Below are 26,091 nucleotides of genomic sequence, written 5' to 3'. Positions count from 1 at the left end.
GAGGAACGCGCCGACGTACCCGAAGAGCAGCGAGCGGGCGAACGGCGACGGGCGTTCGGACTCCACCTCGACCAGCCGGATCCTGCGGGCCGCCAGGTCGCGCATCAGCTCGGCGAGGGCCGGCTGGTCGAAGACGTCCTGCAGGCACTCCCGCGCGGCCTCCAGGGTGACCGGAAAGTCGGCGTACTCGCGGGCCACGTCGAGCAGTTGGGCGGCGCGCTGACGCTGCTGCCAGAGCGGCTGCCGGCGGCGCGGGTCGCGCCGGGGCAGCAGCAGGGACCGGGCGGCGCACTCGCGGAACCGGGACGCGAAGAGCGCGGAGGTGCCGACGGACTCCTCGACGAGCTGGGCGATCTCGTCGGGCTCGAAGACCACCACGTCGGCGCCGGGCGGCTCGTCGGCGGTGTCCGGCAGCCGCACCACGATGCCGTCGTCGGAGGGCATGACCTGGGCGTCCACGCCGTACCGCTCGGCGAGGCGGCGGCCGATGGCCAGGGCCCACGGGCCGTTCACCCGGGCGCCGAGCACCGAGTGCACGGCCAGTCGCCAGTCGCCCAGCTCGTCGCGGAACCGCTCGACCACGACGGTCCGGTCGTCCGGCAAAGAGCGGGTGGCGGCCTTCTGCTCGCGCAGGTAGGCCATCAGGTTGCCGGCGGCCCAGTCGTCCAGCCCGCCCGCCCGCAGCGCGGCGACCGCGTCGGCGTCGGCAAGGCGCAGCAACCCCCGGACCCGGGCGCCGATCGCCCGGCCCAGCTCGACCGGCCGGCCGAGCTGGTCGCCCTTCCAGAACGGCATCCGGGCGGCCTGGCCGGGGGCGGGGGAGACCAGCACCCGGTCGGGGGTGATCTCCTCGATCCGCCAGGACGACGAGCCGAGCAGGAACACGTCGCCCACCCGGGACTCGTAGACCATCTCCTCGTCCAGCTCGCCGACCCGGGCCGCCCGCTCGGCGCCGGCCAGGAACACGCCGAACAGCCCGCGATCGGGGATGGTGCCGCCGCTGGTCACCGCGAGCCGCTGCGCGCCGGGCCGGCCGGTGAGCACGTCGGTGGCCCGGTCCCAGACCAGGCGGGGTCGCAGCTCGGCGAAGGCGGTCGACGGGTAGCGCCCGGAGAGCATGTCGAGCACCGCGTGCAGCGCCGAGTCGGGCAGTTCGGCGAAGGGGGCGGCCCGGCGGACCAGTACCGCGAGGTCGCCGAGCCGCCACGGCTCCAGGGCCACCATCGCGACGATCTGCTGGGCCAGCACGTCGAGAGGGTTGCGCGGGTAGTGCAGCTCCTCGATGGCGCCGTCGGCCATCCGCTCCGCGACCACGGTGCAGGAAAGCAGGTCGCCCCGGTGCTTCGGGAAGACCACGCCCCGGGAGACCGCGCCGACCTGGTGCCCGGCCCGGCCGACGCGCTGCAGCCCGGCGGCGACGCTCGGCGGGGCCTCGATCTGCACCACCAGGTCGACCGCGCCCATGTCGATGCCGAGCTCCAGGCTGGAGGTGGCGACCACGGCGGGCAGCTGCCCGGACTTCAGCGATTCCTCGATGTGCTTGCGTTCCTCGCGGGAGACGCTGCCGTGGTGGGCCCGGGCGATCACCGGCGGCGCGCCGGCCGCCGCCCCGGACTGCGCCATCACCTCCGCCGGCTGGCGCGGCGCGCGCATCGGCCCGCCGCCCTGCGCGGTGCCGCCGCCGTCGGCCGCCGATGCCGTTTCCAGTTCCTCGGCGGCCAACTCGTTGAGGCGGGCGCAGAGCCGTTCCGCGCTGCGCCGCGAGTTGGTGAAGACGATGGTCGACCGGTGCGACCGGATCAGCGAGAAGACTCGCTCCTCCACGGCCGGCCAGATGGACGCCCGGCGCGGGCCGATGCCGCCGAGGTCGTCCTCCGGTGGCTCCTGCTCGTCGAGGCGGGTCATGTCCTCCACCGGCACCTGGACGCTGACCTCGATGGTTTTGCTGCTGGCCGGCTGCACCACGTCGACGGGGTGGGCGCCGCCGAGGAACCGGGCGCAGACGTCGATCGGCCGGACGGTGGCGGACAGCCCGATCCGCTGGGCCGGCGCCGGCAACAGCGCGTCGAGGCGTTCCAGGGAGAGGGCCAGGTGGGCGCCGCGCTTGGTGCCGGCGACCGCGTGTACCTCGTCGACGATCACCGTGCGTACCCCGCGCAGCGAGTCCCGGGCGGCGGAGGTGAGCAGCAGGAAGAGCGACTCCGGCGTGGTGATCAGGATGTCCGGCGGGGTACGCGCGAAGGCCCGCCGCTCGTCGGTCGGGGTGTCGCCGGTCCGCATGCCGACGGTGATGTCGGGCGGGGTGAGGCCGAGCCGGGTGGCGGCCTGTCGGATGCCGGTGAGCGGCGCGCGCAGGTTGCGCTCGACATCGACGGCGAGCGCCTTGAGCGGGCTGACGTAGAGCACCCGGCAACGCTGCCGGGCCTCGGCCGGCGGCGGCTCCTTGGCCAGCCGGTCCAGCGACCAGAGGAACGCGGCCAGGGTCTTGCCGGAGCCGGTCGGGGCGACGACCAGGGCGTTGCGCCCGGCGGAGACCGACCGCCAGGCCCCGGCCTGGGCCGCGGTGGGGGCGGCGAAGGCGGCACCGAACCACTCCCGGGTCGCCGGGCCGAAATCCGCCAACACGGCCGCGTCCCCGCCGGTCACCTCGTTCGCCACGCCTCCCATCCTGCCTCGCCGATGTGACATTCACGGCGCGGCGGACGCTGTTCTGTCCGGGTCGGTTGTCTTACGCGCCGGTTGAGGCGTTACTAGCGTTAAGTCTTACTTAACTGCTTGCTAGTGCCGCGCAACATAAAGTAACTTCACTCGCATCGCGGCGTCGGGTGGAGGGCATGGATGATCGTCGAGGAGCGCTCCGGGCCCGGGACCGACGTCCTCATCCGTAAGGTCGACGGCCATCTCGCCGTGCTCCGCACCGGCCTGCACGGCCCCGAGCTGGAGTTGGCCGAGGAACTGGCCCGCTGCCTGCGCGAGCTGGTCGTCGCGACCGCGCACTCCAGCGCCGCCGACCGCGGGCTGGTCCGGGCCGCGGTGCACTACTTCGTGCTCCGCCGGGAGAGCCGGGGCAAGCTGCTCCCGGTGCGCTCCCTCGCCGCCGCGCAGCGGGTGGTCAACAAGGTCGTCCGCCAGCTCGGCCGCCCCGACCTGCTGGTGGAGACCCGCCGCGAGCGCCCCGCCCTCCCCAACCCCGACCACCGCTGACCACCGCACCCCCACTCGCCGCGCGGCGGTGCGCGGGGAGCCCGCGCCGGCATCCGGGCAGCGCCCGACGCGACCTCCTCCGATCGACCGGGTCGGGGCGGGTTTCCGGAAAAGCGCCCGGGGCGGCGCCGATGTGACGTCTGATCGGTCGTGGCCGCAGCGTGCCGGCGCGCGCTGCCACCTCGACCGTGGAGTGTGCGTGCTCGTCCTGCTGATCCTGCACCTGGTCGCGGCCCTGCTCGCGCCGTTGCTGGTCCGCCGGTGGGGTCCGCGCGCCTGCTACCCGCTCGCGCTCGCCCCGGCCGCCGGGTTCGGCTGGGCGCTCGCGCACACCAGCGCGGTCCGCCACGGCGGCGCGGTGGTCGAAACGTACCCGTGGATCGCCCCGCTCCAGCTCGACGTCGCGCTGCGGATCACCACCCTGTCCTGGCTGATGATGCTGCTCGTCGGCGGGGTCGGCGCGCTGGTGCTGGTCTACTCCGCCCGCTATTTCCACGCCGGCTCGGCGGGGCTGGCCCGGTTCGCGGCCGTCATGGTCGCCTTCGCCGGCGCGATGCTCGGCCTGGTGGTCTCCGACGACCTGCTGCTGCTCTACGTCTTCTGGGAACTGACCACCGTCTTCTCCTACCTGCTGATCGGGCACAGCACCGAACGGCGGTCCAGCCGCCTGGCGGCCGCCCAGGCGCTGACCGTCACCACCCTGGGCGGGCTGGCCATGCTGGTCGGCTTCCTGCTGCTCGGCCACCACGCGGGCGGCTACCGGTGGTCCCTGATCACTGCGGCGCCGCTGCCCGGCGGCGGGTACCTCGTCACGGCCGTGCTGCTCGTCCTCGCCGGGGCCCTCGCCAAGTCCGCGGTGTTCCCGTTCACCTCCTGGCTGCCGGTGGCGATGGCCGCTCCCACCCCGGTCAGCGCGTACCTGCACGCGGCGGCGATGGTGAAGGCCGGCGTCTTCCTCATCGGACTGCTCGGCCCGGCGCTCGCCCCGGCCGGGCCGTGGCGGGCGGTCACCGTGGTCGCCGGGCTGGTCACCCTGGTCGTCGGGGGCTGGGCGGCGTTGCGGCAGACCGACCTGAAACTGCTGCTCGCGTACGGCACGGTCAGCCAACTGGGCCTGCTCGTCGTGGTGCTCGGCGCGGGCACCCCGCAGGCGGCGCTCGCCGGCACGGCAATGCTGCTGGCGCACGCGCTGTTCAAGGCGGCGCTCTTCCTCGTCGTGGGCATCCTCGACCACGGCACCGGCGGCCGGGATTTGCGTGAGCTGTCCGGGTTGGGACGCCGCGCGCCGGTGCTCGCCGGGATCGCCGCGTTGGCCGCCGCCTCGATGGCCGGGCTGCCGCCACTGCTCGGCTTCGTCGCCAAGGAGGCGGTCCTCGCCGCGTTCACCGGGCGGCCGCTGGTGCTCGCCATCCTGGTGGCGGGCACCGCGCTCACCGTCGCGTACAGCATCCGGTTCTTCTGGGGGGCCTTCGCCGCCCGGCCCGGCACGGCCGACACCGAGATGGAGCGGCCTCCGGCGGCCATGCTCGTACCCGCCGGCCTGCTCGCGGTGGCCGGGCTCGCCGCCGGGCTCACCGCCGGCCCGCTCGGTGGCCTCCTCGGCCCGTACGCCGAGCTGTTCGGCCCGGTCGAGGAGCACCTGGCGCTCTGGCACGGGCCGACCGCGGCGCTGGGCCTCTCCGCCGTCGCCGTCGTCGGCGGCGTGCTGCTGCACCTGGTCCGCGGCCCGCTCGCTCGGGCGCTGGCCCGGCTGCGCTTCCCGGTCGGTGGCAACCAGGGGTACGAGTGGGCGACCCGCCGGTTCGACCGGTTCGCCATCGAGGTCACCGGCGCGATCCAGCGGGGCTCCCTGCCCCAGTACCTGGGCACCATCCTGCTCGTCCTGGTGCTGGTGCCCGGCTCGGCCCTGCTGCTCACCCGGCCGTGGCGCACCGAGATCGCGCTCTGGGACAACCCCGTGCAGCCGGTGGTCGGCGTGGTGATCGCGGTGGCCGCGGTGTTCGCCGTCAGCGTCCGGCGGCGGCTCACCGCGATGCTGCTGGTCGGGGTCACCGGCTACGGCACCGCGATGATGTTCGTCCTCTACGGCGCGCCCGACCTGGCGCTCACCCAGTTCCTGGTGGAGACCGCCACCATCGCGGTCTTCGTGCTGGTGCTGCGCCGGCTGCCGGAGCGCTTCTCGGCCCGTCCGCTGCGCCGCAGCCGGTGGGTACGCCAGGGCATCGGCGTGGCGGTCGGGCTGGTGATGGCCGGCCTCGCCGTGGCCGCGTCGGGCGCCCGGCGGTTCCCGTCGATCTCGTCGGCCTTCCCCGACCTCGCCGTCGCCCAGGGCTACGGCCGCAACGTGGTCAACGTGACCCTGGTGGACATCCGGGCCTGGGACACCATGGGGGAGATCTCGGTGCTGGTGGTGGCCGCGACCGGGGTGGCCAGCCTGATCTTCGAGCGGTCCCGCACCGGGCCCCGGCCGCGCCGCCCCCGCCCCGCCGCACCCGACCGGGAGCGGCGGACGGTGTGGCTGCGCGGCGGCGCCACCCTGCACGCCCGCCGCCGCTCGATCGTCTTCGAGGTGGTCACCCGGCTGATCTTCCACACCGTGCTGCTCTTCTCGCTGTTCCTGCTCTTCTCCGGGCACAACGCCCCCGGCGGCGGCTTCTCCGGCGGGCTGGTCGCCAGCCTGGCGCTGGCCGTCCGCTACCTGGCCGGTGGCCGGTACGAACTGGCCGAGGCCGCCCCCGTCGGGGCCGGTACGGTGCTCGGCGCCGGGCTGGCCGTCTCGGTCGGCGGCGGCGTGCTCGGCCTGCTGCTCACCGGCGACGTGCTGCAGAGCGTCAAGGTGCCCCTCTGGCTGCCGCTGGTCGGCCACTTCCACCTGGTCACCTCGCTCTTCTTCGACATCGGCGTCTACCTGATCGTGGTCGGACTGGTGCTGGACATCCTGCGCAGCCTCGGCGCCGAGGTGGACCGGCACGTGGAGGCGGCCGGCGAACCGGCCCGGGGGCTGGTCGTGGAGCGGCACGGGGACACGCCATGACGCGGGGTGCCGCGGAGCCCACCCTGGTCCTGGTGATCGCCGTCGGGGTGCTCGTCGCCACCGGCGTCACGCTGCTGCTGGAGCGGAGCCTGACCCGGATCCTGCTCGGCGTCATCCTGCTCGGCAACGGGGTGAACCTGCTGATCCTGCTCGGCGGCCGGTCCGGGGCCGCGCCGCTGGTCGGCACCGCACCGGCCGGGCAGATGAGCGACGCCCTGCCGCAGGCCATGGTGCTGACCGCCGTGGTGATCACCTTCGGGCTGACCGCGTTCCTGCTCGCGGTCGCCTACCGGAGCTGGTACCTCAGCGGCGACGACGAGGTGCAGGACGACCTGGAGGACCGGCAGATCGTCCGGCGCGCCGAACGCAACGAGGTGGCCCCCGCGGACCTCGGCGGGGAGGGGCCGAACAACGACCCGGAGCAGGTGGACCCGGGCCCCGCGCTGCGCCGCCTGCGCCGCCACGGGGAGCAACGGTGAGCGCGAGGACGCGCGTTCCGGGTCGGCTCGCGTGGGACGCGGCCGAGCCGGAATGCGCGCATGAGCCGGCCTTGCGAGCCCCGCAGTCGCGAACGGAGACGGCACGGTGATCATGGTCCCGGCGCTGGTGCCGCTGCCGGTGGTGCTGCCGTTGCTCGGCGCCGCGCTCACCCTGATCCTGGCCAACCGCCCCGGGTTGCAGCGGTCGGTCAGCGTGGTCGGCCTCGCCACCACGCTGGCGGTCGCCGTGGCGCTGCTGGTCGAGGCGTACCGGCACGGGCCGGTGGTGGTCCATGTCGGTGGCTGGCCCCCGCCGGTCGGCATCGTGCTGGTCGCCGACCAGTTGGCCGCGCTGATGCTGGTGGTGTCCGCCGCGGTCACCCTGTGCGTGCTGCTCTACTCGATCGGGCAGGGCCGGGGGGAGACCACCGAGAGCGCCCCGGTGAGCATCTATCACCCCACCTACCTGGTGCTCACCGCCGGCGTGACCAACGCCTTCCTCGCCGGGGACCTGTTCAACCTCTTCGTCGGCTTCGAGATCCTGCTGGCCGCGAGCTTCGTGCTGATCACCCTCGGCGGCACCGAGGCACGGATCCGCACCGGCTCCACGTACGTGGTGGTGAGCGTCCTCTCCTCGATGATCTTCCTGGCCGCGGTGGGCCTGGTGTACGCGGCCACCGGCACCCTCAACCTGGCCCAGCTCGCCGGCCGGCTGGACGCCCTGCCCGACGGCGTCCGCCTGATGTTGCAGCTGATGCTGCTGCTCGCCTTCGGCATCAAGGCGGCGGTCTTCCCGGTCTCCGCCTGGCTGCCGGACAGCTACCCGACCGCACCGGCCCCGGTCACCGCGGTCTTCGCCGGCCTGCTCACCAAGGTCGGCGTGTACGCGATCATCCGCACCGAGACGCTGCTCTTCCCCGGCGGCCAGGTCTCCGGCCTGCTCATGGTGGTGGCCGGGCTGACCATGATGGTCGGCATCCTCGGCGCGGTCGCCCAGTCCGACATGAAGCGGCTGTTCTCCTTCACCCTGGTCAGCCACATCGGCTACATGATCTTCGGGGTGGCGCTGAGCAGCGTCGCCGGCCTCTCCGGGGCGATCTTCTATGTGGTGCACCACATCACCATCCAGACCACCCTCTTCCTGGTCGCCGGGCTGGTCGAGGAGCGGGCCGGCAGCACCGACCTGCGCCGGCTGGGCGGGCTGGCCCGGATCGCCCCGCTGCTCGCCGTGCTCTTCTTCGTCCCGGCGATGAACCTGGCCGGCATCCCGCCGTTCTCCGGCTTCCTCGGCAAGCTCGGCCTGCTCCAGGCCGGCGTGGCGGCCGGCGGCGCGCTGCCCGTCGTACTGGTCGCCGCCGGGGCGCTGACCAGCCTGCTCACCCTCTACGCCGCCTCCCGGGTGTGGAACATCGCGTTCTGGCGGGCGCCCCGGCTGGCCACCCCCGGCCCGATCGTGCGGCTGCCGGCGCTGATGGTCGGGGCCACCGCCGCCCTGGTGGCGCTCGGCGTGGCGCTGACCCTGGCCGCCGGGCCGCTCTTCCGGGTCACCGTGGACGCCGCCACCGACCTGCGTCAGCGCACCCCGTACGTGCGGGCCGTCCTGCCGCCGGAGCGGCGATGACCGATGACCTGCCGGCGGACCGCCCGGTCCGCGACGACGGTCCCCGGGTACCGGCCGGCCGCCCCGCGGCGGCCGGCGACGGCCTGCCTCAGCCCGCGGTCGGCCGGGGCGGGCGTCGCCGGGACCAGGCCGTCGCGCTCGGCTGGCTGGTGGCCGTCTGGATCCTGCTCTGGGGCGGCCTGTCCTGGGCGAACCTGCTCGGCGGGCTCGTCGTCGGCACGGCCGTGCTGCTCTTCTTCCCCCTCCCGCCGGTCACCTTCGGCGGCCGGCTCCGCCCCGGCGCGCTGCTGACCCTCGCCGTCACCTTCGTCGGGGAGCTGGTCAGCGCCAGCGTGCACGTCGCCGCCGTCGCCGTCCGCCCCGGCTGCCGGCCGCGCGGCGCGATCATCGCGGTCCCGCTGCGGGTCCGCACCGACCTCAACCTCGCGCTCACCGCCGAGGTGATCTCCCTGGTCCCCGGCACCCTGATCGTCGAAGTGGACCGCGACCAGGGCGTCCTCTACGTGCACGTGCTCGACGTACGCGGCCCGGAGGACCTGACCAGCAGCCGGAAGCGGATCCTCGCCGTGGAGCGGCGCATCGTCCGCGCCGTCGGTTCCCCCGACGAGATACGCCGGCTGCGCACCGAACCCGTCGACAGGAGGTCCCCATCGTGACCACGCTCCTCGCCGTCGCGCTGACCGGGCTGCTCTCGGTCACCGCGCTGCTCGCCCTGGCCCGGATCTACCGGGGGCCGTCGCTGCTGGACCGGGTCGTCGCCGCCGACCTGCTGCTCTCCACCATGCTCGGCGCGGTCGGCGCCGAGGCGGCCGTCAACCGGCATGCCACCACGGTGCCCGTGCTGGTGGTGCTCTCCCTGCTGGGCTTCGTCGGCTCGGTGTCGCTGGTCCGCTTCGCCGTCCGCGAGGAGGCGTGATGGGCGCGATCGCCGACTGGCTGGGCGGGGCCTGCCTGCTGGCCGGGGCGCTGCTCAGCCTGGCCGCCGGGATCGGCGTGCTGCGCTTCCCGGACGTGCTGGACCGGATGCACGCCGCCACCAAGCCGCAGGTGCTCGGCGTGCTGCTGCTCCTGCTCGGGCTGGCGCTGCGCCTGCGTACGCCGTCGGACCTGGGGATGATCGTGCTGGTCGCGGTCTTCCAGCTGGCCACCGCCCCGGTCGCCGCGCAGATGATCGGGCGGGCCGCCTACCGGTCCGGGCGGGTCGACCGGGACCTGCTGGACACCGACGAGCTCGCCGGGCGGTGAACCGGACGGCACGGAGGGTTCCGGGTACCCTCAGCGAACGCCCAGCCGACGCCGATAAAATGGTCAGCATGATCGACTCCTCTGCCCAGGAGGGCAGCAGTAGCCAGCCGGGTCGTGCCCGGCAACCCCTCGCCCCGACGGCCCCGGGAGCCCTGAACCTCCCGTGTTGATCGTCGTCGGACTCGTCCTCATCATCGTTCTCACCGCCGCCACCGGTTACTTCGTGGCGCAGGAGTTCGGCTACGTCGCCGTGGACCGAGGCAAGCTCAAGCAGCTCGCCGACGGTGGCGACCAGGCCGCCGCCCGCGCCCTGGAGGTGACCGGGCGGCTGTCGTTCATGCTCTCCGGCGCTCAGCTCGGCATCACCGTGACCGCCCTGCTGGTCGGTTACGCAGCCGAGCCGTACCTGGGCGCCGGGCTGGCCGACCTGCTCGGCGTCGTCGGGGTCTCCGCCGCCGTGGCGCTGCCGCTGTCGGTGGCGCTCGCCCTGATCATCGCCACCGTGGTGCAGATGGTCCTCGGCGAGCTGGCCCCGAAGAACCTGGCCATCGCGCGTGCCGAGCCGCTGGCCCGGGCGCTGGCCCGGTCCACCCTGATCTACCTGAAGATCGCCGGCCCGGTGATCACCCTCTTCGACCGGGCCGCCGTCCGGCTGCTCCGCCGGATCGGCATCGAGCCGATCGAGGAGCTGCCGAGCGGCGCCACCCCGGCGGACCTGGAACAGATCATCGCCGAGTCCCGGGAGGAGGGGCACCTCGACGCCGCTATGTCGGACCTGCTCGACCGGGGCCTCGACTTCCGCGAGCTGACCGCCGGGGAGGCCATGGTCCCCCGGGTCGACGTGCACACCGTACGGGTCGACGAGCCGGTGAGCCGGGTCGTCGAGCTGCTCGACACCGGCCACTCCCGGTTCCCCGTCCGGGGCGCCGAGGGCGTCGACGACCTGGTCGGCGTCGTCGGCATCGCCGACGTGCTCAGCGTGCCGCCGGCCGAGCGCGCCACCACCCGGGTGGCGGCGGTGGCCGTACCCCCGCTGCTGGTGCCCGAGACGCTGCCGCTGCCGACGGTGCTGGACCGGCTCCGGGTCGGCCACCGGCAGCTCGCCTGCGTGGTCGACGAGTACGGCGGCTTCGCCGGCGTGATCACCCTGGAGGACATCGCCGAGGAGCTGGTCGGCCCGATCCGGGACGAGGACGACCCGCCGGAGCGGGCCCCGGCCCGGCAGGAGGACGGCTCCTGGGTGGTGCCGGCCCGCTGGCGGATCGACGAGGTCGCCGACAGCACCGGCATCGCGCTGCCCGAGGCGCCCGAGTACGACACCATCTCCGGGTTGGTCATGCGGGAGCTGGGCCGGGTGCCCGAGGTGGGCGACCGGCTGGAGATCGCCCTGGCCGTCGACGGAGAGGAACCAGACGTCGAGCCGCGCGCCCTGGTCGAGGTGTTGGCCGTGGACCGGCATGTGGCCGACTCGGTCCGGCTGCGCACGACCGCCACCGAGCGCGGGGAGGAGGCGGCATGAGCCCCGGGTTCGCGCTCTTCTTCTCCGTCGTGCTGCTGGCGCTCAACGGCTTCTTCGTGGCCGCCGAGTTCGCCCTCGTCGCGGCCAAGCGGTACCGCCTGGAACAGCAGGCGGCCGGCGGCGGCCGGGCGGCCCGCGCGGCGCTGGACGGCGTCCGCGAGCTGAGCCTGATGCTGGCCGGCGCGCAGCTCGGCATCACGCTGTGCACCCTGGGCCTCGGTGCCCTCGCCGAGCCGGCCATCGAGCACCTGCTCAGCCCGTTGCTGCACGCCGTCGGGCTGCCGACCGCGGCCAGCCATGTGGTCGGGCTGCTGTTCGCCCTGGCGCTGGTGACCTTCCTGCACCTGGTGGTCGGCGAGATGGCCCCGAAGTCGTGGGCGATCACCGACGCGGAGCGCTCGGCGATGCTGCTGGCGCTGCCGTTCCGGGCCTTCGCCCGGGTCGCCCACCCGGTGCTCACCGCGCTCAACTGGCTGGCCAACGCGGTCCTGCGGCTGGTCGGCGTACGCCAGCAGGACCAGCTCGCCCAGGTGCACGGCCCGGACGAGCTGCGCATCCTGCTGGAGCAGTCCCGCGAGCACGGGCTGCTCGGCGTCGAGCAGCACCAGCTGCTGACCAGCATGCTGGAGCTGCAGGGCACCACGGTGGCGCAGGTGATGGAGCCGTTCGACCGGATCGTCACGGTCCGGCGGGAGGACACCGCCGACCGGATCGAGCACGTCTCGCGGGACAGCGGCCGGTCCCGGCTGGCCGTGGTGGACGCCGGCGGCGAGGTCTGCGGTCTGGTCCACGTCCGCGAGGCGGTCCGCGCGGTCACCACCGGCCGGCCGGCGACCGCCGGCGAGCTGATGACCCCGGCGTTCACCCTGCCCGGGGCGGCCACGGTCACCGAGGCGGTCGCGGCGATGCGCGGCCAGCAGGCCCAGCTGGCGCTGGTCCGCAACGGCGGCGGCCCGACCCGGCCGATCGGCTTCGTCGCGCTGGAGGACCTGCTCGAGGAGGTCATCGGCGAGTTCGACGACGAGACCGACCCGGTGCCCCGGGGCCGCCGGCTGCGCTGACGCCCCCATCCAGTCCCTCTGTCCGGCCGCCGGGTCCCCGTGACCCGGTGGCCGGCCCGTCTCCGGCCCACGGCGGCGCACCCGGAACCCCGCGGCCGCCGCGCCCGCTTCAGCGGGAGCGGGCGACTCGCGAGGAGTGGTCGGGCGGGGAGCGGGAATGCGAGCGAGCTGGCGGAAGGAGCGCGGGATGCGGCTGACCGGGGTGTCGTCGGAGTCGGTGTGGACCGGGCTCTCGGTGAGCACCACGCTGCCCAACCCGAGCACCCGCCCGGGGCTGCGTCTGCCCGGCCGGGTGACCATCGCCGCCGGGGGCGAGGACGTCGCGGTCCGGCACGTCCGGCTCGGGTTGGTCGCCCAGGTCGAGCCGGAGGACCCGGAGTCGCCCCGCCGGCTGATGCAGTATCACGAGGTGCCGATCGCCGGCCGGTTCGTGGTGCCGGCGGGACGGCGGCGGGCGGTCGAGTTCGCGTACCCGCTGCCCTGGGAGACGCCGGTGACCATCTTCGGCGGGGTGCCGTTGATGAGCCTGCGTACCGGATTGCGTACCGAGGTGTCGGTGGATCCGTACCTGGACCAGGGGGCGATGGTGCCGGTCTTCGTCCATCCGGTGCCGACCCAGCAGCATGTGCTGGCGGCCCTGGACAGCCTCGGCTTCGTGATGCGGCAGGCGGGCCTGCAGTACGGCCGGCTGCCCGGGGTGGAGCAGACGCTGCCGTTCCACGAGCGGCTGGGTTACTGGGTGGCCCCGCTCTACGCCGGCCCGATCACCGAGCTGGAGGTGATCTTCGTGACCAACGCGGCCGGGCTGGAAGTCCTGCTCTGGGCGGACCGCCGGCTCGCGCTGGCCGGAGTCACCCACCAGAGCATCAGCCGGTTCCGGGTCTGGCACGGCGGGAACGAGCGGCGGGACTGGGTCGCCACCGTGGACGGCTGGCTGCGGCACGCCATCAACCGGCACGCCGCCGCGGCCGCCCATTCCGACTGGTCCGCCACGATCAATGAGTCCGCCCACGTCAGCCGTCGCCCCGACGAACCGGTCGCCCCCGGCTACGGCCTGGGCGGCACCGCCGGCGGCGCCGGCATCGGGAGCGGGAACGGCGGCGGCATCTGACTCCACCGCCGCCGCCGAGAGGCGTTGAGAAGGGGCCCCTGCTCTACCGCAGGCGTCAACAGGGGCCCCCTCCTTACACCGAGGCGGTGGCGAGTTTCAGGCTGAAGCCGAGGAAGAGCACGGCCACGGCGGTGGTGCCGCTCGCGGCCAGCCGCCGGCGGCGGTGGAACTGGGCGGCCAGGAAGGTGCCCGCGAAGATCAGCGTGGTGAGGTAGAGCGCGCTGGTCACCTGGGCGATCAGCCCGAGCAGCACGAACGACAGCGCCGGCCAGGCGTACCCGGGGTCGACGAACTGGATGAAGAACGAGATGAAGAAGAGGATCGCCTTCGGGTTGAGCAGGCTGATCACCAGTGCCTTGCGGAACGGGCTGCGCAGCGCCGCCGGCTCCGCCGCGTCGATCAGGCGCGGCGTGGCCGGGTCGTTGCGGTCGCGCCAGCGTCGCCAGGCGCCGCGCAGCATGGTCAACCCCACATAACCGAGGTACGCGGCACCGGCGTACTTGATCACCAGGAAGATCGGCGGGTACGCCTTGAGCAGCGACGCGACCCCGGCGGCGGAGAGGAACATCAGCACCGAGTCGCCGACGAACACCCCGCCGGCGGCCCGGTAGCCGGTCCGTACCCCGCGTTTGGCGGCGGTGGAGAGCACGAAGAGCGAGTTCGGCCCGGGGAGCAGCACGATCGCCACGGTCCCCAGCACGTACGTCCAGATGTCGGTGATGCCCAGCACGCCGGTCATCATGACGCCGCCGGTACCGCGGGGCGAAGCCTTTCCCGCAGCGTGGCATGTGCGCTCGGCCACTCCTCGGCGAGCATCGAGTAGAGCGCGGACTGCCGCCAGGTGCCGTCGGCGCGCCGCCGGTTGGACCGCAGGGTCCCCTCCCGGGTGGCGCCGAGCCGCTCGATGGCCCGCTGCGACCGCTCGTTGAGCGTGCTGGTCTGCCAGGTCACCCGGATCGCGTCCAGTTCCTCGAAGGCGCGGGTGAGCAGCAGCAGCTTCGCCTCGGTGTTGATCCCGGTCCGCCACCAGGGCCGGCCCAGCTGGGTGTAGCCGATCTCCACCGTGCGCAGCTCCGGGTCGGGCTGGTAGTAGGACGTGGTGCCGACCACCGCCCCGGTCACCGCGCACCGCTGCACCCAGGGCGTTCGGACGCCGCGGTGGTGGGCGTCCAGCGCGGCGCGCACGTACCCGGCCATCTCGTCGGCGCCGCCGGGGCGCGGGCTGCCGACGTACCGCCAGACCTCCTCGTCGTCGAGGGCGGCGTACAGCTCCTCGGCGTGGGACAGGTCGAGCGGTTCCAGCACCACGTGCTCGCCGCGCAGCGCCACCGGGTCCAGCCAGGGCGAGCGGGCAGGCCGCAGGTACGCCGGCACCGGCGCGGTCACCCCGTCGGCCGGTTCGGGGGCCCCGGGGGTGAGGCGCAGCGGCAGCACGCCGGCCCAGTACGGCAGGTCGAGATCCGCCGGGTCGTCGTTGGCCCCGCTCGCGCGGGCGCGGACGGACACCTCCCGCAGCGGCAGCGCCAGCACCGCGGTCTCGGCCAGCTCCCGTCGGCTCGGCGGCCGGCTGTCCGTGCTGCGCCCGGCGGCGACCTTCTCCACCAGGGCGGTGAGCACGTCGCGCTTCTCCTGCTCGTCTGTCACCAGACGGGCGGTGCCGTGGGCGACCACCGACCGGTAGTTGGCGCTGTGGTTGAACTGGGAACGGGCGTAGACCAGTCCGTCGAGCAGGGTCACCGCGACGCAGACCGGCAGCCCGGCCTCGTCCCGGGCGGCGAGCAGCGGCCGGCTGCCGGTGGAGCCGTGCAGGTAGAGGGTGTTGCCGACGCGAACGTGCAGCGTGGGCAGCAGTCGCGGCTCACCGTCCACGGTGAACCCCACCGTGCAGTGGTACGCCTCGTCCAGGACGGCGTGCGCGACGGCTTCGTCGTAGCTCATCCGGTCCCGCATGCGGGTGGCGGTGGTCCGTTCGGTCCGGGGGTACATGGGGCAGTCCCACCTTTGTTCTAGTACAATCTCCGAACTGTGGCAGCACATTATCAGATCGTCGGCTCGTCGTCGGCCGCCATTTCGGCGAGTGTGGAAAGCGGCATCCGCGCCGGCGCGCTCGCCCCAGGCGACCCCCTGCCCGCCGTCCGCGCCCTCGCCGCCGAGCTGGCCGTCAGCCCGGCCACCGTGGCGAAGGCGTACCAGGAGTTGCGGCAGCGCGGCCTGGTCGCCACCGCCGGCCGGCACGGCACCCGGGTCCGGCCCCGCCCGCCGGTGGCCACCCGCCGGTCCGCGCTGCTGCCACCACCGTTGCCCGGCGCCCGCGACGTCTCCGCCGGCCAGCCGGACAACCGGCTGCTGCCGCCGCTCGGCCCGCACCTGGCCGCGCTCGCCGCCGAGATCGGACCCCCCGGCGGGTACGCCGCCGACGCCGTCCGGCCCGAACTGGCCGTGGCCGCCCGTGACCGGCTCGCCGCCGACGGCGTACCGGCCGAGGAGATCACCGTGACCGGGGGTGCCCTGGACGGCATCGAGCGGCTGCTCGCCGCCCACCTGCGCCCCGGCGACGCGGTCGCCGTGGAGGACCCGGGCTGGGCCAACCTGCTCGACCTGGTCGCCGCGCTCGGGCTGCGCGTGATCGGGGTGCCCGTCGACGAGGAGGGCCCCACCGAGCCGGGCGTCCGGGCCGCCCTCGCCGCCGGGGCACGCGCCCTGGTCGTCACCAGCCGGGCCCAGAACCCGACCGGTGCCGCCGTCTCCGCCGGGCGCGCCGAGGCCCTGCGTACGCTGCTCGCCGGCCGCGCCGACCTGCTGCTGATCGAGGACGACCACGCCGCCGAGGTGGCCCGCGTACCCCTGCACCCGCTCGCCGGGGCGACCCCGACGTGGGCCTTCGTCCGCTCGGTGAGCAAGCCCTACGGCCCGGACCTGCGGCTCGCCGTGCTGGCCGGCGACGAGGCCACGGTGGCCCGGGTGGCCGGTCGCGCCCAGGTCGGCGCCGGCTGGGTCTCCACCGTGCTGCAACGCCTGGTCCTGGCCCTCTGGCGCGACCCGGCCACCGCCGACCTGGTGCACCGGGCGGGGCAGAGCTACGAGCGCCGCCGGGACGGTCTGGTCGACGCCCTCGCGGCGCGCGGCGTGACCGCGCACGGCCGCACCGGGATCAACGTCTGGGTCCCCGTGCCGGACGAGACCGTGGCCGTCACCGCCCTGCGCGACGCCGGCTGGTCGGTCGCCCCCGGCGCGCCGCACCGGATCGCCGCCGCCCCCGGGGTGCGGATCACGGTCAGCTCGCTCGACGAGGCCGACCTCCACCCGCTCGCCGAGGCCGTCGCCCGCGCGCTCCGCCCGACCCCCGCCGGCTTCACCGCCTGAGCCGAAGCGGCATGCTCCCGCCACGGCTGGGTAAGTCCGGCCGGGAGGTGGACAGTGTGGCTAGGAACAGGTCCCGCTGGGGCGTCTGGATCGGCGTGGGGATCGTGGTGATCATTCTGATCATCATCGCGATCGCGTTGGCGTCGCGGCACGGCGGCGGTGGTGGCGGTGGCTACTGAGCCCGGGCCGGGCGTCGCTGACGAAACCGGTATATAAAGTCGACATGGCCGAGACCGAGAGCGCGCCCGGAGCCCAGGAGTTCATCCCGCCGCAGGCGGACACCATCGACCAGCTACGGGCCGCCGCGACCGGCTGCCGGGGCTGCGAGCTCTATCGCGACGCCACCCAGACCGTCTTCGGTCGGGGCGACGAGAGCGCCCAGGTGGTCTTCGTCGGGGAGCAGCCCGGCGACATGGAGGACAAGCAGGGCCTGCCCTTCGTCGGGCCGGCCGGCCGGGTGCTGCGCCGCGCGGTGGACGACGCCGGGATCGACGCGGGCCGGGTCTACATCACGAACGCGGTGAAGCACTTCCGCTTCGAACTGCGCGGCAAGCGGCGGATCCACCAGACCCCGGACCGGGTGCACATCACCGCCTGCCGGCCCTGGCTGGTCGCCGAGTTCGCCCGGCTCCGCCCGGAGATCGTGGTGGTGCTGGGCGCCACCGCCGCCAAGGCGTTGCTCGGCCCGGCCTTCCGGGTGACGAAGCAGCGCGGTGAACTGATGCCGTGGCCCGCCGCCGCCCAGCATCCGGAGGACTTCGCCCGGGTGCCGGTGGACCGCGACGGAAAGGTGGCCGACGCCCCCGAGGCCCGGCTGCTGGCCACCATCCACCCGTCCGCGGTGCTGCGCGCCGACAACCAGGACGTGGCGTTCGACGGGTTGGTCAAGGACCTGAAGGTCGCCGCCCGCGCCCTGCGGTGAAAGGAGGGGCCCCTTCTTAACGCCTGCGGTAGAGAAGGGTTCCCCTCTCACTGCCAGGTGCTCAGTCGCGGCCCTGCCAGGTGCAGAGGCAGACCCGGTTGCCGTCCGGGTCGGCGAGCACCCAGAAGTGCGGCGCCGCCGCGTCGCTGACCAGCGTCCCGCCGGCCGCCAGGGCGGCGTCGATGCGCGGCCGCACCTCGGCCGGGTCCACCCACACGTCCGGGTGCCAGCGCTGCCGGGGCTCCTCCCGGCCGGACGCCTGGAACCACACCGTGGGCAGCGCGCCCGCCGGGTCGCGCAGCTCGTCGCCGAAGCCCGGTCCCGCCAGGTGCTCGGTGGCGAGCACCGCCCGCCAGAACGGCAGCACCGCGGTGAAGTCCGGGGTGTCCAGCGCGAGTTCCAGCCGGGAGACGCCGGCGTACGCCAGGCTCAGCCCGGCCGCCGTGGCGATCGCCGAGACGGCCCGGGCCAGCCGGACGTCCCGCTGGGTGACCCCGCGTGCGTCGTGCGACCAGAGCCGGACGTCGACGTGGGCGTAGCGCAGGTCGAGGTCCGGGTGGTGGTCCATCCGCTCGGCCTCCGCACCGATCGCGTCCACGATCGACAGCCCGGTGGCGAAGTTCCGGGTCCGAATCCGGGCCTGCAAAGCGCCCAGCAGGTAGGTCCAGCCGTCCAGCCGCTCGTCGGCGATCTGTTGTCCGGTCAGCGTGGTCATCCCGCCATGCTGGCGTATCCCGGCGGAACGGACCAGACCGACGGCGGTCAGAGGCGGCCGCCGCTGGCCGTGTCGGAGAGCCGTTGGGCGAGGTAGATCGGCACCACCGAGGCGACGATGAGCACGGCGGCCACCACGTTGATGACCGGCGCCTGGTTCGGCCGGAACAGGTTGCTGAAGATCCAGATCGGCAGCGTCTGCACGCCCGGACCGGCGGTGAACGTGGTGACGATGATCTCGTCGAAGGAGAGCCCGAACGCCAGCAGCCCACCGGCCAGCAGCGCCGAGCGCAGCACCGGGAACGTGACGTACCGGAAGGTCTGCCAGCCGTCGGCCCCCAGGTCGGCCGACGCCTCCTGGAGGTTGCCGCCGGACCGGCGCAGCCGGGCCAGCACGTTGTTGTAGACGACCACCACGCAGAACGTGGCGTGCCCGACGATCACCGAGAAGAGTCCCTTGCCGATGCCGAGCGGCGCCAGCACCGAGCGGAACGCGGTGTCCAGGGCGATGCCGGTGACGATGCCGGGCAGCGCGATCGGCAGCACGACCAGCAGCGACACCGCCTGCCGGCCGAAGAACCGGTACCGCTGCACGGCGAAGGCGACCAGCGTGCCGAGCAGCAGGGCGATGGCGGTGGCCCCCAGCCCGGCCTGGACCGACGTCCACAGCGCCTCCCGCGCGCCCGCGTTCTCCCACGCGCGGGCCCACCAGCCGGTGGTCCAGCGCGGCGGCGGCCAGGCGAACGTGCGGTCGGCGTTGAACGAGTTGAGCAGCACGATGGTGAGCGGGAGGTAGATGAAGGCCAGGCCGAGCGCCATCGCGCCGCGCAGCAGCCAGCGGGCCGACCGGGAGAGGGTCACAGCTCCTCCAGAGCCCCGGACCGCCGTACGGCGACCAGGTAGCCGATCATGATCAGGACCGGGATGGTGGCCAGCGCGGCGGCGAACGGCAGGTTGTTCGCCGCGCCGATGTTGACGTAGACGAGGTTGCCGATGAGCTGCGTCTTGCCGCCCACGATCTGCACGGTGATGTAGTCGCCCAGGGAGAGCGAGAAGGTGAAGACCGAGCCGGCGATCACCGACGGGACGACGACCGGCAGCACCACCTTCCGGAACGTCCGGCCGGCCCGGGCGCCCAGGTCCGCCGACGCCTCCAACAGCGAGTCGGGCAGCCGCTCCAGGCCCGCGTAGATCGGCAGGATCATGTACGGCAGCCAGAGGTAGGCCAGCACCAGCACGGTGGCGCCCAGCCCGTACCCGGGGCCGCTGCCCGGCCCGCCGAACAGCCAGTCCACCGGCCCGCCGTTGGCCAGCAGCACCCGCCAGGCGTACGCCTTGACCAGGTAGCTGGCCCAGAGCGGGGTGAGGATGGCGACCACCAGCCAGCGCCGGTGCCGGGGTCTGGCGACCTTGGCCATGTAGAAGGCCATCGGCAGGGCGATCAGCGTGTCGATCACGGTCACCGCGGCGGCCACGCCGACGCTGCGCAGGGCCACCGTCCGGTACACCTCGTCGGTGACGATGGTGCGGAAGTTGTCCAGCGTGGGCTCGCGGACGACCTCCCCGGTGAAGCCGTTCACGGTCCACAGGGCCGAGACGAACAGCACGGCCAGCGCACCCAGGTAGGCGACCACCAGCCAGAACAGCGGCGCGGCCAGCAGGGCGGCGAGGCGTACCCCGGCGTGCCGGTGCAGCCAGGCCGAGAGCCGGCGGACCGGCCCGCGGACGGCGCTGCCGCCGCCCGCGGGCCGGTCGAGCGTCGAGGAGGCCACCTCAGCCCTTGATCGTGGTCCAGGCCTGGGTCCAGGCCGCGTAGTCCTTGCACTTCACGTCGGTCCGCCCGTCCAGGCACTGCTGCACCGGGGTGCTCCAGAACCACACCTTCTCGAAGTAGGCCTCGTCCTCGGCGTGGTACGTCTTGCAGTGGTTCTTGTCGGCGGTCTCCGCGCAGGCCAGCCTGTTGGCCGGCGCCTCGCCGAACCACTCGGCGACCCCCGCGTTGGCCTTCGGCGAGATGATGTGGTCCATCCAGCGGTACCCGCAGTTCGGGTGTTTCGCCTTCGCGGAGATCATCCAGGTGTCGGACCAGCCGGTCGCCCCCTCCTCGGGCAGGATCGCCTCGACCGGGGCCTTGTCGGCGTTGGCGAGGTTGGCGATCACCTGCCAGGTGGTGCCGAGCACCGAGTTGCCGGCCTTGAAGGCCTGCACCTCCTTGGTGTAGTCCGACCAGTACTCGCCGATCAGCTCGTTCTGCTTCTTCAGCAGGTCGACGGCGGCGACGAACTGCTTGTCGTCCAGCGCGTACGGGTTCTTGATGCCCAGCTCCGGCTGGTGCTTCATGAGGTAGAGCGCGGCGTCGGCGAGGTAGATCGGCGAGTCGTACGCGGTGATCTTGCCCCGGTACGGCGACTTCGGGTCGAAGACCGCGCCCCAGGACGTCGGGGCCGGCTTGACCACGTCGGTGCGGTACATCAGCAGGTTCGCGCCGCGCCCGTGCGGGATGCCGTACGCCACCCCGTCGACGGAGTTCCACTGCTTGAGCTTGAGCCCGTCGAAGACGTCCTTGTAGTTGCTGACCAGGTCGGTGTTGACCGGGGCGACGTCGCCGCCGTAGATCAGCCGGAGCGAGGCGTCCCCGGAGGCGGAGACCACGTCGTACTCGCCGGTCTTCATCAGGGTCACCATCTCGTCGGAGGTGCCGGCCACCTTGACGTTGACCTGGCAGCCGGTCTCCTTCTCGAAGTCGGTGACCCAGTCCACCTTGGGGTCGGTGGAGCCGTCCTCGACGTACCCGGCCCAGGCGACGATGTTGACCTGTCCCTCGCCGGCGCCGAGCGACGCGAGCTTGTCGATCTTGGGCGGCTTGATGCCGCCCGGGCCGGAACCGCCGGCGTTCGTGCCGCCGTCGCCGCAGCCGGCCAGGGCGAGCAGGCCGACCGCGGCGAGCGCGGTCGCAGTTCTACCGGTACGCATGTGCGCTCTCCTTCACGAGGGGGGTCGGTACGGCGGGGACCGGTACGGCCACGGCGTGCTCGGTGCGCCAGGTCAGGCGGACCCGGGTGCCGCGCAGCGCCGCCACCTCGGCCGAGGAGGTGGTGAGGTTCTGTTGGATGACGACCAGCCGGGCGCCGGCGTCGAGATCGACCACGAAGCGGGTGGTGGCGCCGGCGTAGACCACCTCGGCGACCCGTCCGGCGGCCGAGGTCTCCTCGGCGGTCGGGTTCGACAACTCCAGCTCGGGCGCGTCTGACGCCGCGCCGCGACCTGGAGCCGTCGGCGGTCCCACGAGCCGGATCTTCTCCGGGCGGATGGAGAAGGTGCCCTCGCGGCCGAGCACCGTCCGGGCGGCGTCGCCGCCGAGCAGGTTGGACGTGCCGACGAAACCGGCCACGAAGGGGGTGGCGGGCCGCTCGTAGACCTCCGCCGGGGTGCCCACCTGGGCGATCCGGCCGTGCTCGAAGACCGCCACCCGGTCGCTCATGGTGAGCGCCTCCTCCTGGTCATGGGTGACGAAGACGAAGGTGATGCCCACCTCCCGCTGCAGCGCCTTCAACTCGACCTGCATCTGCTCGCGCAGCTTCAGGTCCAGCGCGCCGAGCGGCTCGTCGAGCAGGAGCACCTTCGGTCGGATCACCAGGGCGCGGGCCAGGGCCACCCGCTGCCGCTGCCCGCCGGAGAGCGCGGCCGGTCGCCGGTCGGCCAGCCCGTCGAGCCGTACGCTCCGCAGCGCCTCCGCCGCCCGGTCCCGCCGCTCGTCGCGGCTCACCTTCCGCACCCGCAGGCCGTACTCGACGTTCTGCCGCACCGTCATGTGCGGGAAGAGGGCGTAGTCCTGGAAGACGGTGTTGACGTCCCGCTCGAACGGGGCCAGCCGGGTGACGTCGCGCCCGCCGAGCAGGACGGTCCCGGCGGTCGGCGGCTCGAAGCCGGCGATCAGGCGGAGCACGGTCGTCTTGCCCGAGCCAGACGGCCCGAGCATCGAGAAGAACTCGCCGTCGGCGATCTCCAGATCGACGCCGGCCACCGCCTCCACCGTGCCGAACGACTTGCGCAGGCCGCGGAGGGTGACTGCGGGGGTTGCGGGCCCGACTGACATGGGCGCTCCTCAGTCCTACGGTTAACGTTGCGCGAGCGGACCATGGTCCACTGAAATCGTGCCGTGAGAATAGGCGTGCGACGGATAGCGTCGTCAAGCCCCGATGGCTGTCCGGCTCTTCCCGAGGCCCGGATCGGGCGGGCACACTCGTCGCCATGGAGCAGCATCTCTACGAGCCCGTCCACGAAGAGTTCCGCGACCTGTGCCGCGAGTTCCTCGCTCGGGAGGCCGTGCCGCACCACGCGGACTGGGAGGCCGCCGGGATCGTCGACCGCGAGGTGTGGCGCAAGGCCGGCGCCGCCGGGCTGCTCGGCATGGACGTCGACCCGGAGTACGGCGGTGGCGGCCAGCGGGACTTCCGGTTCAACGCGGTGCTGGTCGAGGAGATCGTCGCGGCCGGCTGTTCCGGGCTCGGCTTCGGGCTGCACAACGACGTGGTGGCCCCGTACCTGACCGAGTTGACCACCGAGGACCAGCGCAAGCGCTGGCTACCGGGCTTCTGCTCGGGCGACCTGGTCACCGCCATCGCGATGAGCGAGCCGGGCGCCGGCAGCGACCTGGCCGGGATCCGCACCGCCGCGGTCCGCGACGGTGACACGTACGTGCTCAACGGCCAGAAGACGTTCATCACCAACGGCGAGCAGGCCGACCTCGTGGTGGTGGTCGTGCGGACCGCGCCGGACCAGGGCGCGCACGGGGTGAGCCTGGTGGTGGTGGAGACCGGTACGCCCGGCTTCACCCGGGGCCGGCGGCTGGCGAAGGTGGGCCTGAAGGCCAGCGACACCGCCGAGCTGTTCTTCGACGACTGCCGGGTGCCGGCGGAGCACCTGATCGGCACCGAGAACCACGGCTTCTACCACCTCATGGCCAACCTGCCCCGGGAGCGGCTGAGCATCGCCGTCGCCGCCGTGGCGGCCTGCGAGAAGCTGCTCGCGCTCACCCTCGAGTACGCCCGCTCCCGGGCGGCGTTCGGCCGGCCGATCGGGGCGTTCCAGCACAACCGGTTCCTCCTGGCCGAGCTGGACACCGAGGTCACCATCGCGCGCACCTTCGTCAACCACTGCGTCGCCGAGTTCAACGCCGGCCGGCTGTCGGTGACCGACGCGGCGAAGGCCAAGTGGTGGACCACCGAGCTGCAGAACAGGGTCGCCGACCGCTGCCTCCAGCTGCACGGCGGCTACGGCTTCATGCTGGAGTACCCGGTGGCCAAGGCCTGGCTGGACGGCCGGGTGCAGACCATCTACGGCGGCACCACCGAGATCATGAAGGAGATCATCGGGCGCGGGCTCGGCCTGTAGCGGAACCGGGTGGAGCCGGCCCGGTCCGGTGCGCAAGGATAGGTCACCCCTTACCGAGGAGCGCCCTGATGTCCACCGAGCTGATCGCGCCGGCACCGACCCGGCCGGACGTCGCCCCGATCCAGCGGCGCACGGTTCGCCTGCTCTTCCTCACCCAGATCATCGGCGGCGTCGGCGTCACCATCGGCATCTCCGTCGGGGCGCTGCTCGCCGCCCGGGTCGCCGGCACCGCGCTGGCTGGGCTGGCGCAGAGCGCCGGGGTGGTCGGCGGGGCGCTGCTCGCCGTACCGGTCACCCGGATCATGGCGGCCCGGGGGCGGCGGCCGGGCCTGGTCACGGCGTACCTGGTCGGCGCGGCGGGGGGCGTGCTGGTGGTGGTCTCCACCGTGGTCCACCTGGTGCCGCTGCTCTTCCTCGGCATGCTGCTCTTCGGTGGCGGCACCGCGGCCAACCTCCAGGCCCGCTACACCGCCGTGGACCTGGCCGAGCCGGCCCGCCGGGCCCGCCAGCTCTCCCTGGTCGTCTGGGCCACGACCATCGGCGCGGTGGCCGCGCCGAACTTCGCCGCGCTCGCCGATCACACCACCAGCGGCTGGGGGCTGCCCTCGCTGGCCGGCCCGTTCGCCTTCAGCGCCGCGGCGTTCACCCTCGCCGCCGTCGTCCTGGCGGTCCTGCTCCGGCCGGACCCGCTGCTCACCGCGCGCCGGCTGGCGGCGGCCGACACCCCGGCCGAGCCGGAGGTGTCGCCGGCCCGGCGCGGCGCGGGCATGCTGGCGGCCTGGCGCACGGTACGCGGGCTGCCCGCCGCCCGCCTCGGCATCGCCGCGGTGGCGGTGGGCCACCTGGTGATGGTCGCGGTGATGTCGATGACCCCGGTACGCCTCGGCGAGTCGCACTCCGACGCGGACGTGCTCCGGGTGGTCGGCATCGTGCTGAGCCTGCACATCGCCGGCATGTACGCGCTCTCCCCGCTGGTCGGCTGGCTCGCCGACCGGCTGGGCCGGCGCCCGGTGATCCTCGGCGGGGTGGCGCTGCTGCTGGCCGCGTGCGTGGTGGCCGGCACCGCGGGGCACCACACCCCGCTGCTCTCGGTGGGCCTGACCCTGCTCGGGCTGGGCTGGTCGGGGACCATGGTGGCCGGCTCGACCCTGTTGTCGGAGTCGGTGCCGGCCGCCGCCCGGCCGGGCGTGCAGGGTCTCTCCGACCTGACCATGGGCCTGGCCGGGGCCGGCGCGGCGGCGGCCAGCGGGTTTGTCATGCGGACGGCGGGTTATCCGACGCTGACCCTGCTGGCGGCGATCGCGGTGGTGCCGCTGGTGGCGCTAGCGTTGCGTCCGGTGCCGTCGACGGCACCGGACGGGTTCGGGCGTGCGGCGGACGACGCGCCGGACGAGGAGGGCTGATCACGGTGCGACTGACCGACTTCTGGGCACGGCTGGAGGAGGCGTTCGGGCCGGGCTACGCGGCCAGCATCGCCAGCGACCAGGTGCTGCCCCAGCTCGGTGGCCGGACCATCGAGCAGGCCCTGGCGGCGGGGGAGGAGACCCACGTGGTGTGGCGGGCCGTGGTCGCCGCCTATCCCGACCGGGTGCCCGCGCGGCTACGCTGAGCAGCCTCTTCCCGGGTTCGGCGTGTCGCTTGTCGAGTCGTACACCTGTTCGGCTATTGTCCACAGCGGGGTGCTCGTCCACAGCTCGCGGCCCGTCGGCTGGTTTTCTGTCGGACCCAGCGCCTAGCGTGTCCCGCGTGACGCGAAGCTCAGGTAAGACGCCGGCGAAGGCAGGGGTGGCAACGATGGCGGCAGGGCCGGACCGGGAGAAGGCGCTCGACCTTGCTCTCGCTCAGATCGACAAGCAGTTCGGCAAGGGTTCGGTGATGCGGCTGGGGGAGCGGCCGGTCGTGCAGACCGCCGTCATCCCGACCAGTTCCATCGCGCTCGACGTGGCGCTCGGCGTGGGCGGTCTGCCCCGCGGCCGGGTCATCGAGATCTACGGCCCGGAGTCCAGCGGTAAGACCACCGTGGCCCTGCACGCCGTGGCCAACGCCCAGCGGGCCGGCGGCATCGCCGCCTTCATCGACGCCGAGCACGCGCTCGACCCGGAGTACGCGAAGGCCCTCGGCGTCGACACCGACGCCCTGCTGGTCTCCCAGCCGGACACCGGCGAGCAGGCGCTGGAGATCGCCGACATGCTGGTCCGCTCCGGCGCGCTCGACATCATCGTCATCGACTCGGTCGCCGCCTTGGTGCCGCGCGCCGAGATCGAGGGTGAGATGGGCGACAGCCACGTGGGTCTCCAGGCCCGGCTGATGAGCCAGGCGCTCCGCAAGATCACCGGTGTGCTCAACAACACCGGCACCACCGCGATCTTCATCAACCAGCTCCGCGAAAAGATCGGCGTGATGTTCGGCAGCCCGGAGACCACC

At 73.6% G+C, this 26,091-nt stretch carries 25 protein-coding genes; 17 read left to right on the top strand and 8 right to left on the bottom strand.

Annotation, left to right across the window (positions count from 1 at the left end; all coding sequences use genetic code 11):
- Positions 1-2,667 (bottom strand): DEAD/DEAH box helicase (locus tag ONA70_RS19405; RefSeq protein ID WP_265007866.1); only part of this gene is annotated, 2,667 nt, incomplete at its 3' end.
- A gap of 171 nt (positions 2,668-2,838) precedes the next feature.
- On the opposite strand from ONA70_RS19405, the gene ONA70_RS19400 reads away from it, so the two are divergent.
- The 10 genes from ONA70_RS19400 (at position 2,839) to ONA70_RS19355 (ending at position 13,274) form a co-directional block, all read left to right on the top strand.
- Complete coding sequence (locus ONA70_RS19400) at positions 2,839-3,204, top strand: hypothetical protein (protein ID WP_265007865.1); 366 nt, start codon at positions 2,839-2,841, stop codon at positions 3,202-3,204.
- Between the two features lie 199 nt (positions 3,205-3,403).
- Positions 3,404-6,238, top strand: coding sequence for a Na+/H+ antiporter subunit A (locus ONA70_RS19395; RefSeq protein ID WP_265007864.1), 2,835 nt, complete (start codon positions 3,404-3,406; stop codon positions 6,236-6,238).
- Positions 6,235-6,717, top strand: coding sequence for a Na(+)/H(+) antiporter subunit C (locus ONA70_RS19390; RefSeq protein ID WP_265007863.1), 483 nt, complete (start codon positions 6,235-6,237; stop codon positions 6,715-6,717). Before ONA70_RS19395 ends, ONA70_RS19390 begins: the two co-directional genes overlap by 4 nt.
- 112 nt (positions 6,718-6,829) lie before the next feature.
- Positions 6,830-8,338: a Na+/H+ antiporter subunit D gene (locus tag ONA70_RS19385; protein WP_265007867.1), complete on the top strand. Its 1,509-nt coding sequence runs from the start codon at positions 6,830-6,832 to the stop codon at positions 8,336-8,338.
- Positions 8,335-8,994 carry a Na+/H+ antiporter subunit E gene (locus tag ONA70_RS19380; protein WP_265007862.1) on the top strand — a complete coding sequence of 220 codons (660 nt, stop codon included), beginning with the start codon at positions 8,335-8,337 and terminating at the stop codon, positions 8,992-8,994. Before ONA70_RS19385 ends, ONA70_RS19380 begins: the two co-directional genes overlap by 4 nt.
- Complete coding sequence (locus tag ONA70_RS19375; protein ID WP_265007861.1) at positions 8,991-9,254, top strand: monovalent cation/H+ antiporter complex subunit F; 264 nt, start codon at positions 8,991-8,993, stop codon at positions 9,252-9,254. Before ONA70_RS19380 ends, ONA70_RS19375 begins: the two co-directional genes overlap by 4 nt.
- Complete coding sequence (gene mnhG, locus ONA70_RS19370; protein ID WP_265007860.1) at positions 9,254-9,583, top strand: monovalent cation/H(+) antiporter subunit G; 330 nt, start codon at positions 9,254-9,256, stop codon at positions 9,581-9,583. The genes ONA70_RS19375 and mnhG overlap by 1 nt, the downstream gene beginning before the upstream one ends.
- Before the next feature lie 163 nt (positions 9,584-9,746).
- Positions 9,747-11,102: a hemolysin family protein gene (locus ONA70_RS19365; protein WP_265007859.1), complete on the top strand. Its 1,356-nt coding sequence runs from the start codon at positions 9,747-9,749 to the stop codon at positions 11,100-11,102.
- Complete coding sequence (locus tag ONA70_RS19360; RefSeq protein WP_265007858.1) at positions 11,099-12,163, top strand: hemolysin family protein; 1,065 nt, start codon at positions 11,099-11,101, stop codon at positions 12,161-12,163. The genes ONA70_RS19365 and ONA70_RS19360 overlap by 4 nt, the downstream gene beginning before the upstream one ends.
- Positions 12,164-12,350: 187 nt before the next feature.
- Positions 12,351-13,274: a sporulation protein gene (locus ONA70_RS19355; RefSeq protein WP_265007857.1), complete on the top strand. Its 924-nt coding sequence runs from the start codon at positions 12,351-12,353 to the stop codon at positions 13,272-13,274.
- Positions 13,275-13,347: 73 nt separating this feature from the next.
- On the opposite strand, the gene leuE is transcribed toward ONA70_RS19355, so the two are convergent.
- Together leuE and ONA70_RS19345 are read right to left on the bottom strand one after the other, a co-directional pair.
- A complete protein-coding gene (leuE, locus tag ONA70_RS19350; RefSeq protein ID WP_265007856.1) occupies positions 13,348-14,016 on the bottom strand; it encodes a leucine efflux protein LeuE in 669 nt (222 codons plus the stop codon).
- Positions 14,013-15,260 carry a bifunctional pyridoxamine 5'-phosphate oxidase family protein/GNAT family N-acetyltransferase gene (locus ONA70_RS19345; RefSeq protein WP_265007855.1) on the bottom strand — a complete coding sequence of 416 codons (1,248 nt, stop codon included), beginning with the start codon at positions 15,258-15,260 and terminating at the stop codon, positions 14,013-14,015. The genes leuE and ONA70_RS19345 overlap by 4 nt, the downstream gene beginning before the upstream one ends.
- A gap of 39 nt (positions 15,261-15,299) precedes the next feature.
- Here ONA70_RS19345 and ONA70_RS19340 point away from each other — a divergent pair, with 39 nt between their 5' ends.
- The 3 genes from ONA70_RS19340 to ONA70_RS19330 are packed head-to-tail and all read left to right on the top strand — an operon-like array spanning position 15,300 to position 17,559.
- The gene (locus ONA70_RS19340) at positions 15,300-16,637 is read left to right on the top strand and encodes an aminotransferase class I/II-fold pyridoxal phosphate-dependent enzyme (protein WP_265007854.1); all 1,338 of its coding nucleotides are present in this window, start codon (positions 15,300-15,302) and stop codon (positions 16,635-16,637) included.
- 56 nt (positions 16,638-16,693) lie between these two features.
- The gene (locus tag ONA70_RS19335) at positions 16,694-16,816 is read left to right on the top strand and encodes a hypothetical protein (protein ID WP_265007853.1); all 123 of its coding nucleotides are present in this window, start codon (positions 16,694-16,696) and stop codon (positions 16,814-16,816) included.
- A gap of 44 nt (positions 16,817-16,860) precedes the next feature.
- Positions 16,861-17,559 carry a UdgX family uracil-DNA binding protein gene (locus tag ONA70_RS19330; protein ID WP_265007852.1) on the top strand — a complete coding sequence of 233 codons (699 nt, stop codon included), beginning with the start codon at positions 16,861-16,863 and terminating at the stop codon, positions 17,557-17,559.
- A 61-nt stretch (positions 17,560-17,620) separates the two neighbouring features.
- On the opposite strand, the gene ONA70_RS19325 is transcribed toward ONA70_RS19330, so the two are convergent.
- Genes ONA70_RS19325 through ONA70_RS19305 form a run of 5 tightly spaced genes read right to left on the bottom strand, consistent with a single transcriptional unit; the run spans position 17,621 to position 22,369 of the window.
- On the bottom strand, positions 17,621-18,274 hold the full coding sequence (locus ONA70_RS19325; RefSeq protein WP_265007851.1) for a 4a-hydroxytetrahydrobiopterin dehydratase: 654 nt from the start codon (positions 18,272-18,274) through the stop codon (positions 17,621-17,623).
- 47 nt (positions 18,275-18,321) lie between these two features.
- A complete protein-coding gene (locus ONA70_RS19320; RefSeq protein ID WP_265007850.1) occupies positions 18,322-19,134 on the bottom strand; it encodes an ABC transporter permease in 813 nt (270 codons plus the stop codon).
- Positions 19,131-20,045, bottom strand: coding sequence for an ABC transporter permease (locus tag ONA70_RS19315; protein WP_265007849.1), 915 nt, complete (start codon positions 20,043-20,045; stop codon positions 19,131-19,133). Before ONA70_RS19315 ends, ONA70_RS19320 begins: the two co-directional genes overlap by 4 nt.
- 1 nt (position 20,046) lies before the next feature.
- On the bottom strand, positions 20,047-21,246 hold the full coding sequence (locus ONA70_RS19310; protein WP_265007848.1) for an ABC transporter substrate-binding protein: 1,200 nt from the start codon (positions 21,244-21,246) through the stop codon (positions 20,047-20,049).
- Positions 21,233-22,369 carry an ABC transporter ATP-binding protein gene (locus ONA70_RS19305; protein WP_265007847.1) on the bottom strand — a complete coding sequence of 379 codons (1,137 nt, stop codon included), beginning with the start codon at positions 22,367-22,369 and terminating at the stop codon, positions 21,233-21,235. Before ONA70_RS19305 ends, ONA70_RS19310 begins: the two co-directional genes overlap by 14 nt.
- Before the next feature lie 155 nt (positions 22,370-22,524).
- On the opposite strand from ONA70_RS19305, the gene ONA70_RS19300 reads away from it, so the two are divergent.
- The 4 genes from ONA70_RS19300 to recA form a co-directional block, all read left to right on the top strand.
- On the top strand, positions 22,525-23,667 hold the full coding sequence (locus tag ONA70_RS19300; RefSeq protein WP_265007846.1) for an acyl-CoA dehydrogenase family protein: 1,143 nt from the start codon (positions 22,525-22,527) through the stop codon (positions 23,665-23,667).
- 68 nt (positions 23,668-23,735) lie between these two features.
- Positions 23,736-25,070, top strand: a complete 1,335-nt coding sequence (locus ONA70_RS19295) for an MFS transporter (protein ID WP_265007845.1) — start codon at positions 23,736-23,738, stop codon at positions 25,068-25,070.
- Positions 25,071-25,075: 5 nt separating this feature from the next.
- Positions 25,076-25,276: a DUF3046 domain-containing protein gene (locus tag ONA70_RS19290; protein ID WP_265007844.1), complete on the top strand. Its 201-nt coding sequence runs from the start codon at positions 25,076-25,078 to the stop codon at positions 25,274-25,276.
- A 185-nt stretch (positions 25,277-25,461) separates the two neighbouring features.
- Positions 25,462-26,091, top strand: a 630-nt coding sequence (gene recA, locus ONA70_RS19285) for a recombinase RecA (RefSeq protein WP_265007843.1), incomplete at its 3' end; no start/stop codon positions are given.

This window comes from Micromonospora yasonensis, from assembly GCF_026013475.1.
Classification (GTDB): Bacteria; Actinomycetota; Actinomycetes; order Mycobacteriales; family Micromonosporaceae; genus Micromonospora; species Micromonospora yasonensis.
Note: the sequence above shows the minus strand (reverse complement) of the source record. Positions and strands in the feature narration are given on the sequence as shown.

Excerpts from the sequence above, each read along its gene's own strand:
- ONA70_RS19330 (WP_265007852.1), top strand. The coding sequence starts at position 16,861 with ATGGCCGAGACCGAGAGCGCGCCCGGAGCCCAGGAGTTCATCCCGCCG.
- ONA70_RS19295 (WP_265007845.1), top strand. The coding sequence starts at position 23,736 with ATGTCCACCGAGCTGATCGCGCCGGCACCGACCCGGCCGGACGTCGCC.
- ONA70_RS19300 (WP_265007846.1), top strand. The coding sequence starts at position 22,525 with ATGGAGCAGCATCTCTACGAGCCCGTCCACGAAGAGTTCCGCGACCTG.
- ONA70_RS19345 (WP_265007855.1), bottom strand. The coding sequence starts at position 15,260 with ATGTACCCCCGGACCGAACGGACCACCGCCACCCGCATGCGGGACCGG.
- ONA70_RS19385 (WP_265007867.1), top strand. The coding sequence starts at position 6,830 with ATGGTCCCGGCGCTGGTGCCGCTGCCGGTGGTGCTGCCGTTGCTCGGC.
- ONA70_RS19360 (WP_265007858.1), top strand. The coding sequence starts at position 11,099 with ATGAGCCCCGGGTTCGCGCTCTTCTTCTCCGTCGTGCTGCTGGCGCTC.
- mnhG (WP_265007860.1), top strand. The coding sequence starts at position 9,254 with ATGGGCGCGATCGCCGACTGGCTGGGCGGGGCCTGCCTGCTGGCCGGG.
- ONA70_RS19355 (WP_265007857.1), top strand. The coding sequence starts at position 12,351 with ATGCGGCTGACCGGGGTGTCGTCGGAGTCGGTGTGGACCGGGCTCTCG.
- ONA70_RS19325 (WP_265007851.1), bottom strand. The coding sequence starts at position 18,274 with ATGACCACGCTGACCGGACAACAGATCGCCGACGAGCGGCTGGACGGC.
- leuE (WP_265007856.1), bottom strand. The coding sequence starts at position 14,016 with ATGATGACCGGCGTGCTGGGCATCACCGACATCTGGACGTACGTGCTG.
- ONA70_RS19380 (WP_265007862.1), top strand. The coding sequence starts at position 8,335 with ATGACCGATGACCTGCCGGCGGACCGCCCGGTCCGCGACGACGGTCCC.
- ONA70_RS19305 (WP_265007847.1), bottom strand. The coding sequence starts at position 22,369 with ATGTCAGTCGGGCCCGCAACCCCCGCAGTCACCCTCCGCGGCCTGCGC.
- ONA70_RS19310 (WP_265007848.1), bottom strand. The coding sequence starts at position 21,246 with ATGCGTACCGGTAGAACTGCGACCGCGCTCGCCGCGGTCGGCCTGCTC.
- ONA70_RS19400 (WP_265007865.1), top strand. The coding sequence starts at position 2,839 with ATGATCGTCGAGGAGCGCTCCGGGCCCGGGACCGACGTCCTCATCCGT.
- ONA70_RS19390 (WP_265007863.1), top strand. The coding sequence starts at position 6,235 with ATGACGCGGGGTGCCGCGGAGCCCACCCTGGTCCTGGTGATCGCCGTC.